This is a genomic window from Acidovorax sp. FW305-C-20-28, assembly GCF_058783375.1.
The window spans coordinates 28561-44661 of record NZ_JBYSYM010000038.1; the positions used below are offsets into that span (position 1 = coordinate 28561).

Sequence of the window (16101 nt, forward strand, 5' to 3'; positions counted from 1 at the left end):
ATTCAGGTCGTTGCATCCCGCCATTGTGCAGAGGCTCTCTTAACGCTGGCCAAAGGTGCTTACCTCAGAACATGGACCATCAGCAGCAACAGCAGCGGGCTGGCGCAGAGCAGGGTACCAGCCAGCATCTGGCCAGTGGGCGTCACCACACGCCGGCCATCGTGCCGATACGACAGGGCGCCCGCCGCGCTGTGAATGCGGTGCGCATCGCTGCCCATGGGTTCGCATTTCCATTGGCCCAGGCTGGCGACGCGCAGAAAGAAGCGCCCGATCAGGGTGAGCAGCGCGCTGAGCGCGATGGTGATGATTTCGTCCATGGACAGCGTCCCTCCGTTGGCTGGTGCTGCGGTGGTTTGCGCCGCCTATTTGCCCGGACAGGCTTCCTTGCGCTCGCCGCGCACGTATTTCTCCCAGGTGTCGAGGATCACATGGTTGCGACCTACCCAGGTCTGCACCTTGAGCGTGGCGGTGCTGCCTGCAGCCGCGGGCTGGATGTTGATGATGCCCAGCACGACGTTGGATCGCCCCAGGCCCATTCCCTTGTCCGCGTAGATGTTGCAGGTCATGGAGCCGTCGGCGCCTTCCTGGCCGCAGTCCGGTTTGCCGAGGGTGTTTCCCCAGAACGCCGTGCCCCGGCTGCAATGGCGCATGGTGTCGCGGAAGGCGGCTGAAGCCTCCTTGGCCGGCATGGCCAGCACCACCTCGCGGATGTTGAAGTCCGAATCCTTGAGCTTGTCGGGTGCCGTGGCGCACCCGGCCAGCACTGCTGCCCCAGCCATGGCCCATCCTGCTGCTGCCAGTCGTCGTCGCATGCTGCCGATCCTCCCGTTGTTGTCGAGGCGAATGGTAGCGCAGGGCATCGTCGATGGCGTCCTACGCTGTGGGGGCGCGTCGTGGCATATCATGCAGCATGAAACAAAATGTCAGGGAGACATGGGTTGTGCCGCGCGCGGCATGGGCCACGGCCCTGTTCGTGGTGCTGCGCTGGGCAGCTGCCGTGTGCGAAGGTGCCAGGCCATGACCATCCGGATCGGCGGTCCCCACCAACGGGCGCTGCGCGCCCTGGGCGTGACCTTGCTGGAGCTGCTGATCTCCGTCACGCTGATCGGCCTGCTGACCGCCGTGGCCTTGCCCAGCTACCAGGCCTACATGCAACGTGCCAGGATCGCCGCCGCCAAGAAGGACATCCTGGAGATCAGCGTCAAGCTGGACCGGTACCTGAACTTCACGAACGCGTTTCCGACGAGCCTGGCCGCTCTGCCCGACAACCGGCTCGACCCTTGGGGAAACCCCTACCGCTATCTGTCGATGGAGGGTGCCAAAGTGGGTGACAAGCGCAAGGACAAGTCCCTGCACCCGCTCAACAGCGACTACGATCTGTACAGCATGGGGCCCGATGGCAAGAGCCAGACGCCGCTGACCGCCAAGGCCAGCCGCGACGACATCATCCGCGCCAACAACGGGGGATTCATCGGTGTGGCCGAGGACTACTGACGCATGCGCCTGAGTGCGGCCCAGGCCATCTTGCACAGCCGCGTGGGGCGCCAGTTGCTGGCCACGTTCTTTGTGCTGGTGGCGGTGCCGGTGGGCGCCATGTCGCTGCTGGCCTACCAGCTCACGCAGTACGTGGTGCAGCAATCGGCCGCGCAGCTCAGCGGTGAGCTGGCCAAGGCGGTGGGCATCAACCTCATCGACCGGTTGCGCGCCGCCGAAAGCCTGCTGCATGTGCATGGCCTGCCATCGGGCGATGGCCCCGGGCCGGTGGCGTTGGACACGGGGCTCGAGGCTGTCTTTGCCCGCGTGGACCGGCTTGCCCCGGCAGAGGCCGCGCTGGCGCCCGGCGGGCGCAGCGCCCTGCGCGTGACCGGTGCTGCGCAGCCCGGGGCGGCGCCCGTGGTGGAGCTGATCGTGCCAGTGGAAGGCGCCGCGGTGCGCGGCCGCTTCACCGCCGACTACCTGTGGGAGAACGCCCAGTCGGGCACGCACCGGCTTTGCTTCTCGGGGCCGCAGCTGGCCGCGCCCTTCTGCCAGGGGGTGGAGGTGCAGGACGCCCAGGCCGTGCGCACGCAGCGCGAGATCTTCTTCACGCCGTACTTCGATGCACCGGCCTGGACCCTCATCACCACGCTGCAGCCGGACGTGCGCCGCTACCTGCCCATCGGCGTGGCGGCCCTGGTGGGCAATGTGGCGGGCATCGCGTTCCTGCTGGCGCTGGTGAGCAGTTCGGTGGTGCTGCGCCGGCTGACCCGGCCGCTGGATGCACTTACCTCGGGCACGCGCGCGGTGTTGCGCGGCGATTTCACGCGCCAGGTGCAGATCGGCGGCCAGCGCAGCGAGTTCACCGACCTGGCCGACTCCTTCAACGCCATGACCGAAGAGGTGGGGCGCGACCTGGCGCTGTTCCGCGTGCTCGCGCAGATGGACCAGGCCATCATCGGCCAGCGGCCGTTTGCCGAGGTGGTGCAGATGATGCTGGCGCACCTGCACCGCCTGCCGGCGCAAGACCCGGTGGGCGTGCTGCAGTGGCCTGCGGGCGCACCCGGGCCCCATTTGCTGTCGCTGGCGGCCGACGGCACGCTGCAGCAGCGCGAAGCCCCTGTGGACCCCATCGGCGAAATAAGCCCCGGGCACGACCTGCCCGTGGCCGAGACCGGCACCCAGCGCGTGTGGCTGCGCCTGACCGAGCTGCCGGAACCGCAGGGCCGGGCTGGGCGCGAGCTCGGCGCCTTTCGCCAGCGGCTGGCCGTGGCCCTGCATGCCGAGCAGCACGAGCAGCAGCTGCGCGAACGCGCCACGCAAGACAGCCTGACGGGCCTGCTCAACCGCTTCGGGCTGATGGAGGCCCTCGACCAACTGGTGCCACCCCCCTTGGATGGGGATAGCCCGCGCGCCGCAGGCCGGCCCTTCGCCGTGGTCTGCATGGACCTCGATGGCTTCAAGGAAATCAACGACGCCTATGGCCACCATGTGGGCGACTGCGTGCTGCGCGAGGTGGCCAGCCGCCTGCGCGCATGCATCGGCGGGCGCGCACTGGCCATGGCCCGCCCGGGCGGGGACGAGTTTGTCTTTGTGCTGCCGGCCGATGCGCAAGGGGCCTTCAGGGTCGAGATCGAGGCCGTGGTGCAGGCCGTGCGCGTGCCCTACCACGTGCCCCCGCGCGTGCTGCCGCTCGCCGCGAGCCTGGGCATGGCGCTGTTCCCCGTGCATGGGGCTTCGCGGGACGAGATGCTCCGGCACGCCGACCTGGCCATGTACACCGCCAAGGGGGCGGGCCGCAATGTGCTGGTGGAGTTCGAGCCCGCGCTGGCCGTCCAGCAGGCCGAGCGGCTGGCGCTGCGGCGTGACCTGCGCCAGGCTCTGGCCGCGCAGCAGATGTTCGTGGTGTACCAGCCGCGCGTGGGCGCCAGCGACCGCCAGATTGCCTCGGTCGAGGCGCTGCTGCGCTGGCGCCACCCCGACCACGGGCTGGTGCCGCCCGACACCTTCATCGCGCTGGCCGAAGAGTCGGGCTTCATTCTCGAGCTGGGCCTGTGGGTGCTGCGCCAGGCACTGCAGCAGTTTGCGCAGTGGCGTACCGACCCCGCTGTGCCCGTGCGCCACCTGTCGGTGAACCTCTCGCCCGTGCAACTGGCCGACCCGGGCTTTCCCGCGGCGCTGCATGCACTGGTGCAGGAGTTCGGCATCCGCCCCGGCGAGCTGGAGTTGGAGGTCACCGAGGGCGCACTCATCCAGGACGTGGATGCCGCCGTCACGCGCCTGGCGGCCTTGCGCGCGCAGGGCGTGGCGATCGCGCTGGACGATTTTGGCGTGGGCTACTCGGCCATGCGCTACCTGAACCGCCTGCCGTTCGATACGCTCAAGATCGACAAGAGCTTTGTCTTCGCCTTTGGCGTGGAGCGCCCCGCGCTGGCCATTGCCACGGCCATCGTGGCCCTGGCCAAGGCGCTGGACAAGCGCGTGGTGGCTGAGGGCGTGGAGACGACCGTGCAGGCCGACCTGTTGCAGGGCCTGGGCGTGAACGAGTTGCAGGGCTACCTCTACGGCAAGCCGCAGACCCCCGCCGAGCTGGCGCGGTCATGGGCGGGCAGCGCGCCCGCCGCGTTCAAGCCGTAGTTAGTTCGGCAGCAAGAAGCACTGCCCGCTTTGCGCCGGGTTGCCCACCACGATGCGCTCCACATCGTCCATGGTGGGGAACTGGGCCCAGAAGTGGTCGTTCCCCCAGCACAGGTAGGGGCCCGAGCGCGCAAATACGGCGCGCGTGGGGTTGGCGGGGGTCGCGGTGAAGGTCCAGTTGCCCCAGAAGGCGGTGATGCCACCCCGGGTCTCCTTGCGGTCCACCACGAAGCGGGCGTATTCCTTTTCGGACTGCACGGTGCCTGCGCCGCTGCACTGGGCATTGGCATAGGCCATGGTTCCATTGTTGACGGTGAGGCGGGTCTCGTCCTGGCGTGTCAGGCGAAAAAAGTTGCGCAAGCCTTGGCCCGGGGTGGCGTTGCTGCAGGTCTCGCGCACCCATGCGCCCTCGGGCAGGCCCCACACCGCGGTGGCGCAGCCCACCTGCACGGAGTCCACGGCGGCGCCGGGCATGGCGCCGCTGCCCTGGGCCACGGTGCAGGTCTGGCCGTCGGGCTGCGATTTCACGCGCACAGCATAGGCGCTGCCCGACGTGAGCGGCGTGGCAAACACGAAGCGGCCGTTGGCCGTGGGCAGCAGGTCGTCGCCCTCGTTGTTCTGCAGCACCAGCCGGCTGCTGCCGCTGATGCCGGACGCGGGTGCCAGGCCGCTCACCGTGCCGCCGAGGGTGAAGCGCTCGATGGGGGTAGGGCCGGGGCCAGGGGCGGGCGATCCATCACTGCCACCCCCGCCGCAGGCCGACAGCGATGCGGCCAGGGCCAACCAGGCCAACGGGGCGCAGCGGTGCACGGATGCTGCGGACGGAGAGTGTGGAGCGGGCAAGGACACGGTGATGGTCATGGAAAAAGGTGCGAAGTATGGCGAGGCCTCGCACGCGGGGGAACCCCACGAAGGTAGGGTCCAGCGACGCCCGTCACCTGCCTTGGTCGCTGCAGCCCGGCGTGCCCGCTTGCCACTGCGCAGCATGGGGGCGCGGGCTCGAACGGGCCGCTCACGGCATGCTCAGGTCCGGGCCGCAGGCGTTGCCGTGGCTGGCGCCGCTGCGGGGCCGCCGTCTGCTGCACCGGGGGACTTGGTGCTGGCATGGCCGTTGTGGGCCTTGTATTTCTTCCACAGGTAGCCGGCAATCGCCATCAGGATCATCTTGCGCATGGGGTGTTCTCCAGGTTGGGGGGAGACAGAGCATCGGCTGCCGCTCGGGTGGCCGCTGTAGGAGGTGGGGGCGAGCGCGCGTCGGCAAGGGGATGGTGGAGGTGCAGCGCATGCCTGCGCATGCGCCCAGGGCCCGTGTGCAGCTCAGCGCTTGTCCCTGAAGGTGACTGACCAGCGCAGGGCCGGGGTCGGCTCCACGCAGTGCTGCCACTTCCAGCGTGCGTCGCCCTGCAGCACATAGATGGAGCGGGGCTCCACCTCCAGGGCCACCACCTCGCGCTGCAACTCCGGGCGGTAGGGCCAGGGCCGAAATCGCAGCGTGGCCGGGCTGCCCAGCGAGACGCCGATGATGCGCTCGAAGTCCGGCACGTCGCGGTGCCAGCCCAGGGGCGTCCCAGGTGCGTACTCCGACACCAAGGCATGGGCCAGTTGCTCAGGGCGCATGCCCTGCCACGCGGCCACGCGCTCGCGCAGGGGCGCAAGGCGCTCATCGAGCGGCTTACCCGGCAGCAGCTGGTTGGTGTCGAAGTCGAACGAGCCGCCAAAGCCCGCCACCCGGCGCCGTGCCAGGTACTCCTTGTACCGGGCGGCGCGCAGCGGCAGGGACTGAAGGATGGGGATGAGCGCTGCCTCCTCCGCCCGGCCCAGAAATTCAGGCTGGTAGACCAGGCCGGGAATGGAGGCCAGCACCAGCGCATCGCCGAACAGCGTGGACTGGTCCATGGCCGTGGACCCGCCGCTACCCCAGCCGCACCTCGAAGCGGCTGCCGTCGCGCGGCGCCATGCCGCGGTAGCCCGCCAGGCGCGCAATGCCCAGGGCCCGCACCCAGTGCTGCAGGGCCACCAGGTCGTGCGCCGACACGTCCTCGGGCTCCACGCGCTCCAGCGCGTCGATGGTGTGCAGGGTGGTCGCAATGTCATCGGGGCCGCCGAACTGGTGCTCCAGCGCAACGGCAAAGCGCACCTCGGCAGCGGTGCGTTCGGCCTGCGTGAGGCCGGGGTGGTCGCACAGGGCGACGGTGTAGGTGGCGTCCAGAACAGCCATGCTCGATCTCCAGATAATACTGTATGAATTTACAGTATTTTGGAAAAGCGTGCAGCAGATTTATGCGGAGCGCGCCCACCCCGTTGTCACCAGGTCAATACCGCAAGCGCCCGTCGCTGCCGATCACGCCGATGTCCACAAAGCGGCTGCCCACGTTGCCCTTGGAGAAGTCCACACGGAAGCCGCCGAAGTCGATCTCGCCCATGCTGGTGAGCGTGCTGGCCAGGGCGGCGGCGCTGGGGTTGGCGTCCTTGCTGCGCTTGAGCGCCTCGCCCACGGTGCGGGCCGAGAGGTAGCCCTCCAGGTGGAAGGAGGTGTACTCCTGCACGGCAGGGAAGGCCTCTTTCATGGCGGCTTGGAACTCGCGGTGCAGCGGCAGGGTCTTGCCGTTGGGGTTGGGGTAGGTCTGGGCAATGCCCACACCGCGCGCGCCTTCCACGCCCGCGAGCTTGACGATGAGGCCGGCCGGCACGTACGACAGCACGAAGATCGACTGCTTGACGCCCGCCTTGCGCAGCGCGGCAATGCCCTCGGCCATGAAGCGCGGGGCGCCGAGCACCAGCACGCCCTGTGCGTCCTGCTTGGCCAGTTGCTGTGCGGCGGCGTCGAGCGCGGCCGCGTCGGTGGCCGACTTCACGCCCTGCAGCGTGATGCCCTGCGTGGCCTTGGCGGCCTCTTGCGCCATGGCCATGCCCGAGGTGCCGATGGGCAGGTCCTGGTACAGCGCCGACAGGCGCGTCATGCCCAGGGTGCGCGTGTGCGTCACGATCTTCTCGATCTGCTGCTTGTCGCCCGCACGGATGTGGAACAGCTTGGCATGGCCGGGCGTGCGCAGGCTTTCGGCGCCGGGCACGGCGTTCATCACCACCACGGGCGCGGCATCGAGCAGCTTGTCGTCGAGCATGCGCTTGATGGCGGCCGAGCCGATGGGCGAGATCAGCGCCACGGGCTTTTTCTCCAGCGCCTTGGGGAACTGCGCGAGAAAGCCTTCGGGGCTGTACTCGTCATCGGCCTCGAACAGCGAGACTTTCTGGCCCTTGATGCCGGCCTTGTTGGCCTGGGTTACATAGGCCTTGATGCCCTGGTTCACCTCGACCGCATCGGGCACGGGCAGCTTGGTGAAGGGCCCGATCTGGCCGAGCACGATGCCCTGGGCCAGGGCCAGCGTGCCGGTGCAAAGAAGGGAGGCGGCCAGCACGGAGCGGCGCAGAAGGGCAAGAGAAGGGCGCATGGATGAATGTCGTAGTCGTTTGGAGTCCGGGCCGCACCATCCGCAAAAAAACCACTGTCCCCCAGCGGCACCGAAGCATTGAAGAAAACCCCCGCAACGGCAGCAGGCCGGCCACGCCCGGGGGCCTGGGCAAGGCATTTTGCTGCAGTGCGAAAGAGGCGAGTCTACCGCCAGGCAGGGCCCGCAGGGTGGACTTTGTGGCAGCGGGTGGGGGGCGGCCCGCGCCCTTCGATTCACGCCGATGGCTCGGTCGCGCCCTCGCGGTTGCGGACGATGGCATCGCGGTGCTTCGCCGCCCACAGGTGCAGCGGCAGCAGCGCTCCGCGCAGGGTCTGGCCCAGCTCGGTGAGCTCGTAGTCCACACGCGGCGGCACCGAGGGGAAGAGGGTGCGCGTGACGATGCCGTCCACCTCCAGGCGCTTCAAGGTCAGCGTCAGCATGCGCTGCGAGATGCCGCTCACCCGGCGCTGCACCTCGTTGTAGCGCAGCGGCCCCTTGGCCAGCGCGCCCACGACCATGATGGTCCACTTGTCGCCCACGCTGGCCAGCACGTCGGCCAGGCCCTTGCAGTCGGTGGGCGACAGGGTGTCTTTGGGAACAGAAATGTTCGTTTCGCTCATAAAAGTGCCTTCTTGTGGGATCTTCGCACACATCCCATACTGATGTAACGAACAAATTGTTCGTTAACTCATCTGCATGACAAGGACCGCATGACCGTGACATCCAACCCGACCCCGACCCTGCTGCTGGTGCAGGCCAGCCCGCGTGGAGAGCACTCCATTTCGCGAAACCTCGCAAGTACCTTCGTGGCCCAGTGGCAGGCCACGCACCCGGGCGGCCACGTGGTGCAGCGCGACCTGGCCGCCACCGCGTTGCCCTACGTCACCGCCCCCTGGCTGGGTGCCAGCCTCACGCCCGCAGACCAGCACACGCCGGCCATGAAGGCCGAGCTGCAGCTGTCCGATGCGCTGGTCGCCGAGCTGCTGGCGGCCGACCACATCGCCATCAGCACGCCCGTGTACAACTACAACGTGCCCGCCAGCCTCAAGGCCTGGGTGGACCATATCGTGCGCAAGGGGCTCACCCTGGGAACCACCGGCGAGGGCCTGGTGCGCGGCAAGAAGGCCACGGTGCTCATCGCCTCGGGCGGGGTGTATACCGAGGGCTCGCCGATCCGCGAGCGCGACATCGCCAGCAACTACCTGCGCATGATCCTCCAGGTCATCGGCATCGAGGACGTGACCTTTGTCGCCGCGGGCGGCACCAAGGTGGTGGACCTGGGGCAGCAGCCCCGCGCGGAGTTTCTGCAGCAGGTGGAGCCTGCGGTGGTGCAGGCCGTGGCGGCGGCAGCGCTGTAGCCGTCTGCCCAGGCCGCAGCGCATTCGTTCAGCGCTCGGCCGCAGGCCGTGCTCCCAGGTGTGGGGGGCCCAGGTCCGGCATGCCGTCCCTGGCCAGGCGGGCCCCGGTGAAGCGGGCATCCAGCGTCACCTCGCGCACGGAAAAGTCCGGCCCGGGGAACGCGGCCAGCAGCTCGGCAGTCTCGAATTCGGCCTCTGCCAGCACCAGGCCCGCGAGCTCGCCCTGGAACTCGTCGACTGCCACGACCACGCCATCCACCGGCTCCAGCCGGTGGCGCAGCTTGTGGATGTGCCGCCCCGGCAGGGAAGCGGCGAGCAGGGCGAATTCATCCTCGGGCAGGTAGATCGACGTGATCAGCCGGGTGTGGCTGTCCACATCCCCCTTGCGCGTGAGCCGCCGCAGGGGCGCGCCGCCATCGAGCGGGCGGGCTTCCCGCAGGCGCAGCCGGGCGCCGGTGACATAGAGGTCGGTGATCGCGTCCGTGCGGCGAATGCGCTCGCGCGGCGGCACTTCGCGGCACAGCCAGCGCCGCTCGCGCTCGACGGCGGTGTAGTGGGGTCTGGGGAAACCCAGCCGTTCTGCGGTTTCCTGGTCGATGCTGCCTTGGCTGCTGCTCACCGGCTTTCCTTTCTTTCTGGGGCAGGCATGGTGCCACGCGCAGGGCTCAGCCCTCGTCCTCCGGCAGGGGCGTGTACTCCTCGGGCGAGGCGATGTGCCCGGATTCGAGCTGGGCCTGCATGTCCTGCTCCAGCGCAATGCCGCGCAGGAACTGCAGGCGCTGGCGCGCCTTCTCGACGCCCAGGTGCTCTTCTTCGGACCCGCGCGCCGCGTAGACTGCCAGCGGCATCTGCCCCGTTTCGATGCTGTGCAGCAGTTCCACCACCTGGGCCTTGCTGGCCGGCCACTCGCCCGAGAAGACCGGGATGTCGAGCACGGACTCGTTCGCCACCGCCCTGCGCCGGATCTCGGCGATGGAGTGCGGGCTGAGGCGGCGGATCGCCGCGATCTGTGGGGCGCTGAGGTCCGGCTGAGAGGGCTTGAAGCGGAAAACGCTGTGGCTCATGGGGTTTGTGGGGCGGGAGGGCGGGATGGACTTGCGCCTGCAGGCACCACCGGCGGCAAGCCCAAGGTCTGCAAGATGAGGGCATGGTAGGCGGGCCAGTCCTGCCTTGAGTTTTCGATCGCCAGCTTGGAGAGCGGGAGGCGTTCAAACAGCGCGTCGGTCAGACGCCGGTAGTCCTGGTACAGGGCAACCAGGCCCTCCAGCCCCGCGAACCTGCGGCCTGTGCTGTACGGCGCTGCAAGCTTCCAGTTGACCTGGTAGGCCATCCATTCGGCGCCGCGCTCTTCGCAGACAGTGCGGATGGCGTGCTCGACGTCCTCTTGTCGAAAGTACACGACCACAGGGTTCAGCGGGGCGATGGCCGATGCCAGTGCCTGGATGTGGTCGTGCAGGGCTGCCGCATCGGCCTGCATGAGGAACAGGTTCGTGAGGTCACCGTGGAACAGCTGGCCATCCATGACGCGGATGGCGCCGTCTGCCTGCGACGCCTCGACCAGCGCTGCCCATCTGCGGATGCTGCGCGCGGCCAGTTGCGTCGGGGTTGTGTCGAGCCAGGGTTGGAACCAGTGTTCCAACTCGTCTGTCGCCCGCACAGGATGCGGGTCGGTCCTTTCGTGCACGGGCAAGGCGGCGCGGCCAGCGTCCTGCAGACTTTGCGCGATGAACCGCATGGTGGTGGACTTGCCTGAGCCCATGATGCCTTCCACGATCACCAGGCGGTGGGCTGACTGGACACAGGGCAGGCTTGGAGGGGGGTGCATCGCTTGGCGTGGTGAGAAAAAGAGTGTGGCTGGGTGCACGGCAGGTGCTGTTGCCTGGCAAGCGGGCTCCTCAGTGAAAGCCCCGCATGCAACCGCAGCCCACTATAGCGGCGGGCGGAGCGCTGTTTGCCTGGCCTGTTGTGGGCCATCAACAGGTGCCGCGCCACGGGGCCGGCGACTGCTGCTGTGCTTGCACTCGGCCAGAACTCATGCCTCCAGCAGCGCTCCGTCTTCGCGCAGGCACGACTGCAGGTGCTGCACATCGACATCCTGCAAGCGCGTGCTGCCCGCCAGGGCCGCAGCCGTGCCCGCGGCCTGGCCCATCACGAAGCACCCGCCGCTGGCGCGCGCGGCCGACTGGCCCTCGTGCGTCATGCTGGCGCAGCGGCCGGCCACGAGCAGGTTCTCAATCTGCTGCGGCACCAGCATGCGCCAGGGCAGGTCGTTGTAGGCCCTGCGCGGGTCCGTTGGGAAGCCCCAGGTGATGCCGCCCGCGCGGTGCAGCTCCATGGGCCAGGCGTTGATGCCGATGCGGTCGTCGAAGCGGGCCGACTGCAGGATGTCATCGCCCGTCAGCGCATACAGGCCCTCGATGCGGCGGGTTTCGCGGATGCCGATCTGCGGCGCGATCTCCACGATGCGTGAGCCGTCGAAGCCCGGCACCTGCTCGCGCAGGAAGCGGAAGTACTCGGCGATCTGGCGGCGGCCCTCTACCTCGCCGTCGCTCAGCTCGACGGCATTCACGGCGTTCATGGCCTGGCCCCGGGCGTTGGCGATGGAGGTGACATTGGCGCGCCACTCCGACGGGTGGATCTGCGGCCGCAGGATCGCGCCCTCGCGGGGAAAGCGGTAGCGGCCCGGGAACTGCTGCTGCGCCCGTTCCATGAAGTCGTTGATGGCCTTGAACTCGCCCACGGCGGGCAGCGCCTGGGCGGGGTCGACATGGCCGACCCGGAACATAGTGGTGGGGAACAGGCCGCTGCCATTCCCGTCGCCCACCTCGTAGGGCACGCCGGCAAACGCCGCCACATCGGCATCGCCCGAGCAGTCGATGAACACCTGGCTGCGGATCGCCTGGCGGCCCGACTTGGTTTCGACGACGAGTGCCTCAATGCGATTGCCGTCGCGCAGCACGCCTGCGGCCCGCGCGTGGAACAGCAGCTGCACGCCCGCGGCCAGCAGCCACTGGTCGGCCGCGCATTTGTAGAGGGAGGTGTCGTACGAGCGCACGCGGATGCGGCCCTGCATGCCATCCTGCGGCTGGTTGAGGCCATCCATGGCCTCCAGTCGATCCAGCAGTTCGTCGACCACACCGCGCACCAGCAGCTTCATCTCCCCCTCGTGCCGGCCGTACAGCCCGGCAAAGTTGGTCACGCCGCCTGCGGTGCCCATGCCGCCCAGAAATCCGTAGGACTCCACCAGCAGGGTGCGTGCCTTGCGGCGCGCGGCGCTCACCGCGGCCGCCAGCCCGGCCGGCCCGCCGCCCACCACGACCACGTCGTATTCGCCAAACACCGGCAACTCGCGCGCGGGCTCCAGCAGGGTGGCAACAGCAGCCATTGCGTTCTCTTCTTTCATTGCGTTGGTCATGGCATCAATCCAGGGCGATGCGGTTGGCCTCGATCACCGGCTTCCAGCGCGCGATGTCGGCACCGATCTGCTTGCGCATGTCGTCGGGCGAGCCGCCTGCGGGGTCCATGTACTGCGCGCGGAATTTCTCCACCATGGCGGGCTCGGCGAGCACCTGGGCGATCTGGTTCTGCAGGGCCTTGACCACGGCATCGGGCGTGCGCGCGGGCGCGACAAAGCCGATCCAGGCATCGGCCTGGATGGCGGGCAGGCCGCTTTCGGCCAGGGTGGGCACGTTGGGCAGCGAGGGCGAGCGGGCCGGCGAGGCCACGGCCAGCGCCGACAGCTTGCCCGCCTTGACGTGGGGCATGACGGCTGCCGCGGGCAGCAGCGCCATGTCGACCTCACCCGCCAGCACGGCGGTGACGGCCGCGCCCGAACCGCGGTAGGGGATGTGCACCGCATCGGCACCGCCCTGGCTGGCCAGCGCGGCCATGCCCAGGTGCGAGATGGACCCGGCGCCGATGGAGGCGAACGTCAGTTTCGCGTCCTTCATGCTGGAGGCGAGGGCCTTGGCATCGGTGCCCTCCAGCTTCTTGCGCACCACCAGCACCGAGGGCTGCGAGACGGCGATGGTGATGGGCGCCAAGTCTTTGGCGGGGTCGTAGGGCAGCTTCTTGAACAGCAGGGCGTTCACCCCGAGCGGCTCGGCGATGCTCACGCCGATGGTGCGGCCATCGGGGCTGGCCTTGGCAATGGCGTCGGTGCCGATGTTGCCCGCCGCACCGCTCTTGTTCTCGACCACGAAGGGCTGGTGCAGCCGCGCCGCCAGCCGCTCGCCAATGGCGCGCGCGGCCAGGTCGGGGGTGGAGCCTGCGTCGAACGGCACCACGAGCCTGACGGGGCCCTGGGGCCAGTCCTGGCTCCAGGCCGGCATGCCGGCCAGGCACAGGCATGCCAGCAGTGCGGTGGCGCGGAGGGTGGGGGATGCTGCGAAGGAAATGGATCGCTTGCCGGATGCCATGGGTGTTGTCTCCTGGTTGCTTCCCCGACGGCGCTGCGGGGATTGCGCAAACTTTAGGCGCGGAGCAACATTGCGTCTATTTAATGAGCGGTATAGCTCCCAGCAGGATTTGAAATAATGGACATGCGGCTGCTCTCCGTGTTCGATGAGGTCTACAAGACGCGCAGCGTGTCGCGCGCGGCCGAGAACCTGGAGATTCCCCAGACCTCGGTGAGCCTGGCGCTGGCGCGCCTGCGGCGCCAGTTCAATGACCCGCTGTTTGTGCGCACGGCGCAGGGCATGGTGCCCACACCGCATGCCGCCGATTTGCTGGGGCCCCTGCGCCAGGCGCTGGAGCTGCTGCGCGCTGCCACAAAGCAGCAGGTGGTGTTCGACCCGCGGACGTCGAAGCGGCGCTTTCGCATCAGCATGACCGACGTGAGCCACCTGGAGTTTCTGCCACGCGTGGTCAAGAAGGTCGAGTCCGTAGCCCCGGGCATCCAGATCGAGGTGCTGCGCATCGCGCCCGACACCGCGGCGCGGCTGGAGTCGGGCGACACCGACCTGGCCGTGGGCTACATGCCCGAGCTCGACGCGGGCTTCTACCAGCAAAAGCTGTTCGACGAAGGTTTTGCCTGCGTAGTGCGCCGCGCCCACCCGCGCCTGGTGTCGCGCGCCACCCGCCCGCTCTACAAGCGCGAGCGCCACGTGGCCATCATCGCGCCGGGCACGGGCCATGAATTGCTGGAGCAGGAGCTCAAGCGCCTGAAGATGCAACGCGATGTGGTGCTGACCCTGCACACCCTGCCGGGCCTGGGCAACCTGCTGGCGCAGACCGATCTGGTGGCCACGGTGCCCGCGCGCGTTGCGCAGACGCTGGCACGCATTGCGGCAGTGCGCCTGGTGCAGACCTCGTTTGTGCTGCCGGGCTTTGCCATCAAGCAGCACTGGCATGAGCGCTTTCACCACGACCCGGGGAACCGGTGGCTGCGTGCGATGGTGGCGGAGCTGTTTCTGGAGTGAGGGGGCGGGGCCTCGCCCTCTGCTCCTGAGGGGGCTATCAAGCCCCCCGGCCGGGGGAGGGGCAAGCCGCGTCGCCCTGCGCATACTGCCTGGAGCGCTGGTGCGGGGCGGCTGCGGTGCGTGTTTTTGCTTTCTGTCTTTCTGTCCCCATGCGTTTCCCATCTTTTTTTGTCTTGAAAGGCGCGCCCCCATGAATTTCCTGGCCGTGTTGACCCATGCATTGCAGCCGCTGCAGAGGATCGCCTCGCCCCGCCGACCTGCGGCGGGGCTGGGCCTGGCGTGCGCCCTGTTCGCCACCGCGCTGGGCGCCCATGCGGCCACGGTCGTGAAGTTCGCCACGGGCGCGTCGAATTCGGCCGCCATCCTGAGCGATGGCACGCTGTGGACCTGGGGCGACAACATGGCTGGGCAATTGGGCAACGGCAGCTCCGTCAGCGCGGAAAAGCCGGTGCGGGTGGGCACCGGCTTCACCCAGGTGCAGGTGGGCAGCCGCTACATGGTGGCCCTCAAGGCCGATGGCAGCCTGTGGATGTGGGGCCATGCGGTGCTCAAGGACCGCGAGTTCTACGAGACCGCGCCGGTGCAGATCGGCAGCGGCTTTGACAAGCTGCTCACCTCCGACACGGCCGCCAAGGCCGACGGCACGGTCTGGTTCTGGGGCGAGTCCAAGCTCGTCTACAGCGCGCCTGCCGGGGGCACTGGTTCGCTGGACCAGTTGCCCACCGGCACGCAGCAGATGGCCACGGGCCCCTACAACGCGCTGTTCGTGCTCGATGGCGGCGCCCTGCGCTACGTGTCGAACAACAATGTTCTCAACACCTGGCGCACGGCCTACGGCAGCGCGGGGCCAGCGGGCAGCGGTTTTGCCCAGGTGGCGCTCAATGCCACCACCGCCGCGGGCGTGAAGACCGATGGCACGCTCTGGCAGTGGAAGGGCGAGGAGCAGCCGGCCTCGCTGGGTGCGGGCTATGGCCTGGTGGCGAAGGGCGCGTCGCACACCGTGGCGCTCAAGACCGATGGCACCGTATGGGCCTGGGGCTCCAACGCCAATGGCCAGTTGGGTACCGATGCAGCGGCCGATGCGGACAGCCCGCAACTGATCGGCAACGGCTACACCGCGATCGCGGCTGCGGCCCAGCACACCCTGGCCCTGAAGTCCGACGGCACCCTCGTGGCCTGGGGCAGCAACAGTGTGGGGCAGCTGGGCACCGGGGCTGCAGGGGCTACGCCGGTCCAACCCACGGCCGTGGTTTTCGGCGGCACGCCCTCGCCACAGCTGGGCGGGATCACCGTGTCCGGGCCCCTCACGCGCCAGACGCTCACGGCGCGCGTGCAGATCGGCAGCGAGCACCTGGCCAGTGGAGCCCAGGGCAGTGTCTACCTCTTCGCCTTCACCCCGAATGCGGGGGGCTTCACCTACAACGGATCTTTCTTCGCAACGCTCAATACCTTCGACGTTCCCCGGCCCTGGAGCTGGAGTCTGGAGAACAAGACCACGGTACTGTTTGCGGACCAGGACCTGACATCGCTGGCGGGCACGCAGGTCTATATCGGCTATGGCCTCAGGACGGACCTGTCAGCCGGCCTGCAAGAGATGATGGAGAGCAAGCGCTACCAGCTGGTGCACACCATCCGGTAGCCCCGCAGGGGCGGGCTCGGGTCCGGCTGTCTCAGGCCGCGGCCGCACCGCGCGGCAGGGCGCGCAGCGCCTCCCACGCCTCGCGCGCCTAGATTGGCACGCCGGCAAGGGCCTTCGCGACC

Annotated in this window: 18 protein-coding genes; 5 read left to right on the top strand and 13 right to left on the bottom strand. The window is 68.6% G+C overall.

Annotation, left to right across the window (positions count from 1 at the left end):
* Positions 1-59 precede the first annotated feature (59 nt).
* Together AC3WOH_RS29980 and AC3WOH_RS29985 are read right to left on the bottom strand one after the other, a co-directional pair.
* On the bottom strand, positions 60-317 hold the full coding sequence (locus AC3WOH_RS29980) for a hypothetical protein (protein WP_492232949.1): 258 nt from the start codon (positions 315-317) through the stop codon (positions 60-62).
* 45 nt (positions 318-362) lie between these two features.
* The gene (locus AC3WOH_RS29985) at positions 363-812 is read right to left on the bottom strand and encodes a hypothetical protein (protein WP_492232950.1); all 450 of its coding nucleotides are present in this window, start codon (positions 810-812) and stop codon (positions 363-365) included.
* Between the two features lie 205 nt (positions 813-1017).
* Here AC3WOH_RS29985 and AC3WOH_RS29990 point away from each other — a divergent pair, with 205 nt between their 5' ends.
* Together AC3WOH_RS29990 and AC3WOH_RS29995 are read left to right on the top strand one after the other, a co-directional pair.
* Positions 1018-1494: a prepilin-type cleavage/methylation domain-containing protein gene (locus tag AC3WOH_RS29990; RefSeq protein WP_492232951.1), complete on the top strand. Its 477-nt coding sequence runs from the start codon at positions 1018-1020 to the stop codon at positions 1492-1494.
* Positions 1495-1497: 3 nt separating this feature from the next.
* A complete protein-coding gene (locus AC3WOH_RS29995) occupies positions 1498-4113 on the top strand; it encodes a putative bifunctional diguanylate cyclase/phosphodiesterase (protein ID WP_492232952.1) in 2616 nt (871 codons plus the stop codon).
* Here the strand turns inward: AC3WOH_RS29995 and AC3WOH_RS30000 are convergent, their stop codons facing one another.
* The 6 genes from AC3WOH_RS30000 to AC3WOH_RS30025 all read right to left on the bottom strand — a co-directional run bounded on the left by AC3WOH_RS30000 (position 4114) and on the right by AC3WOH_RS30025 (position 8182).
* Positions 4114-4974, bottom strand: coding sequence for a hypothetical protein (locus AC3WOH_RS30000; protein WP_492232953.1), 861 nt, complete (start codon positions 4972-4974; stop codon positions 4114-4116).
* Between the two features lie 162 nt (positions 4975-5136).
* The gene (locus AC3WOH_RS30005; protein WP_492232954.1) at positions 5137-5286 is read right to left on the bottom strand and encodes a hypothetical protein; all 150 of its coding nucleotides are present in this window, start codon (positions 5284-5286) and stop codon (positions 5137-5139) included.
* A 144-nt stretch (positions 5287-5430) separates the two neighbouring features.
* Positions 5431-6009: an alpha-ketoglutarate-dependent dioxygenase AlkB gene (locus tag AC3WOH_RS30010; RefSeq protein WP_492232955.1), complete on the bottom strand. Its 579-nt coding sequence runs from the start codon at positions 6007-6009 to the stop codon at positions 5431-5433.
* Between the two features lie 16 nt (positions 6010-6025).
* Positions 6026-6331 (bottom strand): hypothetical protein, encoded by a 306-nt coding sequence (locus AC3WOH_RS30015; RefSeq protein WP_492232956.1) that lies wholly within the window; start codon positions 6329-6331, stop codon positions 6026-6028.
* A 94-nt stretch (positions 6332-6425) separates the two neighbouring features.
* Positions 6426-7562, bottom strand: a complete 1137-nt coding sequence (locus AC3WOH_RS30020; RefSeq protein ID WP_492232957.1) for an ABC transporter substrate-binding protein — start codon at positions 7560-7562, stop codon at positions 6426-6428.
* A 233-nt stretch (positions 7563-7795) separates the two neighbouring features.
* On the bottom strand, positions 7796-8182 hold the full coding sequence (locus AC3WOH_RS30025; protein WP_492232958.1) for a winged helix-turn-helix transcriptional regulator: 387 nt from the start codon (positions 8180-8182) through the stop codon (positions 7796-7798).
* A 90-nt stretch (positions 8183-8272) separates the two neighbouring features.
* Between AC3WOH_RS30025 and AC3WOH_RS30030 the strand changes: the two genes are divergently transcribed.
* On the top strand, positions 8273-8920 hold the full coding sequence (locus tag AC3WOH_RS30030; protein WP_492232959.1) for an FMN-dependent NADH-azoreductase: 648 nt from the start codon (positions 8273-8275) through the stop codon (positions 8918-8920).
* Between the two features lie 28 nt (positions 8921-8948).
* On the opposite strand, the gene AC3WOH_RS30035 is transcribed toward AC3WOH_RS30030, so the two are convergent.
* From AC3WOH_RS30035 to AC3WOH_RS30055, 5 genes are all read right to left on the bottom strand, one after another.
* Entirely contained in the window at positions 8949-9539 is a 591-nt protein-coding gene (locus AC3WOH_RS30035) for a hypothetical protein (RefSeq protein WP_492232960.1), read from the bottom strand.
* Between the two features lie 46 nt (positions 9540-9585).
* Positions 9586-9984, bottom strand: coding sequence for a hypothetical protein (locus AC3WOH_RS30040; protein ID WP_492232961.1), 399 nt, complete (start codon positions 9982-9984; stop codon positions 9586-9588).
* On the bottom strand, positions 9981-10691 hold the full coding sequence (locus AC3WOH_RS30045; protein ID WP_492232962.1) for a P-loop NTPase family protein: 711 nt from the start codon (positions 10689-10691) through the stop codon (positions 9981-9983). Before AC3WOH_RS30045 ends, AC3WOH_RS30040 begins: the two co-directional genes overlap by 4 nt.
* A gap of 261 nt (positions 10692-10952) precedes the next feature.
* Complete coding sequence (locus tag AC3WOH_RS30050) at positions 10953-12305, bottom strand: FAD-dependent oxidoreductase (protein ID WP_492232963.1); 1353 nt, start codon at positions 12303-12305, stop codon at positions 10953-10955.
* A gap of 34 nt (positions 12306-12339) precedes the next feature.
* Entirely contained in the window at positions 12340-13338 is a 999-nt protein-coding gene (locus AC3WOH_RS30055) for a Bug family tripartite tricarboxylate transporter substrate binding protein (RefSeq protein WP_492232965.1), read from the bottom strand.
* A 123-nt stretch (positions 13339-13461) separates the two neighbouring features.
* Between AC3WOH_RS30055 and AC3WOH_RS30060 the strand changes: the two genes are divergently transcribed.
* Both AC3WOH_RS30060 and AC3WOH_RS30065 read left to right on the top strand, forming a co-directional pair.
* Complete coding sequence (locus tag AC3WOH_RS30060) at positions 13462-14340, top strand: LysR family transcriptional regulator (protein ID WP_492232967.1); 879 nt, start codon at positions 13462-13464, stop codon at positions 14338-14340.
* 190 nt (positions 14341-14530) lie between these two features.
* Positions 14531-15979 (top strand): RCC1 domain-containing protein, encoded by a 1449-nt coding sequence (locus AC3WOH_RS30065; protein ID WP_492232968.1) that lies wholly within the window; start codon positions 14531-14533, stop codon positions 15977-15979.
* The last annotated feature ends 122 nt before the right edge of the window (positions 15980-16101 follow it).

Excerpts from the sequence above, each read along its gene's own strand:
- AC3WOH_RS30000 (WP_492232953.1), bottom strand. The coding sequence starts at position 4,974 with ATGACCATCACCGTGTCCTTGCCCGCTCCACACTCTCCGTCCGCAGCA.
- AC3WOH_RS30065 (WP_492232968.1), top strand. The coding sequence starts at position 14,531 with ATGAATTTCCTGGCCGTGTTGACCCATGCATTGCAGCCGCTGCAGAGG.
- AC3WOH_RS29980 (WP_492232949.1), bottom strand. The coding sequence starts at position 317 with ATGGACGAAATCATCACCATCGCGCTCAGCGCGCTGCTCACCCTGATC.
- AC3WOH_RS30005 (WP_492232954.1), bottom strand. The coding sequence starts at position 5,286 with ATGCGCAAGATGATCCTGATGGCGATTGCCGGCTACCTGTGGAAGAAA.
- AC3WOH_RS29985 (WP_492232950.1), bottom strand. The coding sequence starts at position 812 with ATGCGACGACGACTGGCAGCAGCAGGATGGGCCATGGCTGGGGCAGCA.
- AC3WOH_RS30055 (WP_492232965.1), bottom strand. The coding sequence starts at position 13,338 with ATGGCATCCGGCAAGCGATCCATTTCCTTCGCAGCATCCCCCACCCTC.
- AC3WOH_RS30020 (WP_492232957.1), bottom strand. The coding sequence starts at position 7,562 with ATGCGCCCTTCTCTTGCCCTTCTGCGCCGCTCCGTGCTGGCCGCCTCC.
- AC3WOH_RS30015 (WP_492232956.1), bottom strand. The coding sequence starts at position 6,331 with ATGGCTGTTCTGGACGCCACCTACACCGTCGCCCTGTGCGACCACCCC.
- AC3WOH_RS30050 (WP_492232963.1), bottom strand. The coding sequence starts at position 12,305 with ATGGCTGCTGTTGCCACCCTGCTGGAGCCCGCGCGCGAGTTGCCGGTG.
- AC3WOH_RS30060 (WP_492232967.1), top strand. The coding sequence starts at position 13,462 with ATGCGGCTGCTCTCCGTGTTCGATGAGGTCTACAAGACGCGCAGCGTG.
- AC3WOH_RS29990 (WP_492232951.1), top strand. The coding sequence starts at position 1,018 with ATGACCATCCGGATCGGCGGTCCCCACCAACGGGCGCTGCGCGCCCTG.
- AC3WOH_RS30040 (WP_492232961.1), bottom strand. The coding sequence starts at position 9,984 with ATGAGCCACAGCGTTTTCCGCTTCAAGCCCTCTCAGCCGGACCTCAGC.
- AC3WOH_RS29995 (WP_492232952.1), top strand. The coding sequence starts at position 1,498 with ATGCGCCTGAGTGCGGCCCAGGCCATCTTGCACAGCCGCGTGGGGCGC.
- AC3WOH_RS30030 (WP_492232959.1), top strand. The coding sequence starts at position 8,273 with ATGACCGTGACATCCAACCCGACCCCGACCCTGCTGCTGGTGCAGGCC.
- AC3WOH_RS30010 (WP_492232955.1), bottom strand. The coding sequence starts at position 6,009 with ATGGACCAGTCCACGCTGTTCGGCGATGCGCTGGTGCTGGCCTCCATT.
- AC3WOH_RS30025 (WP_492232958.1), bottom strand. The coding sequence starts at position 8,182 with ATGAGCGAAACGAACATTTCTGTTCCCAAAGACACCCTGTCGCCCACC.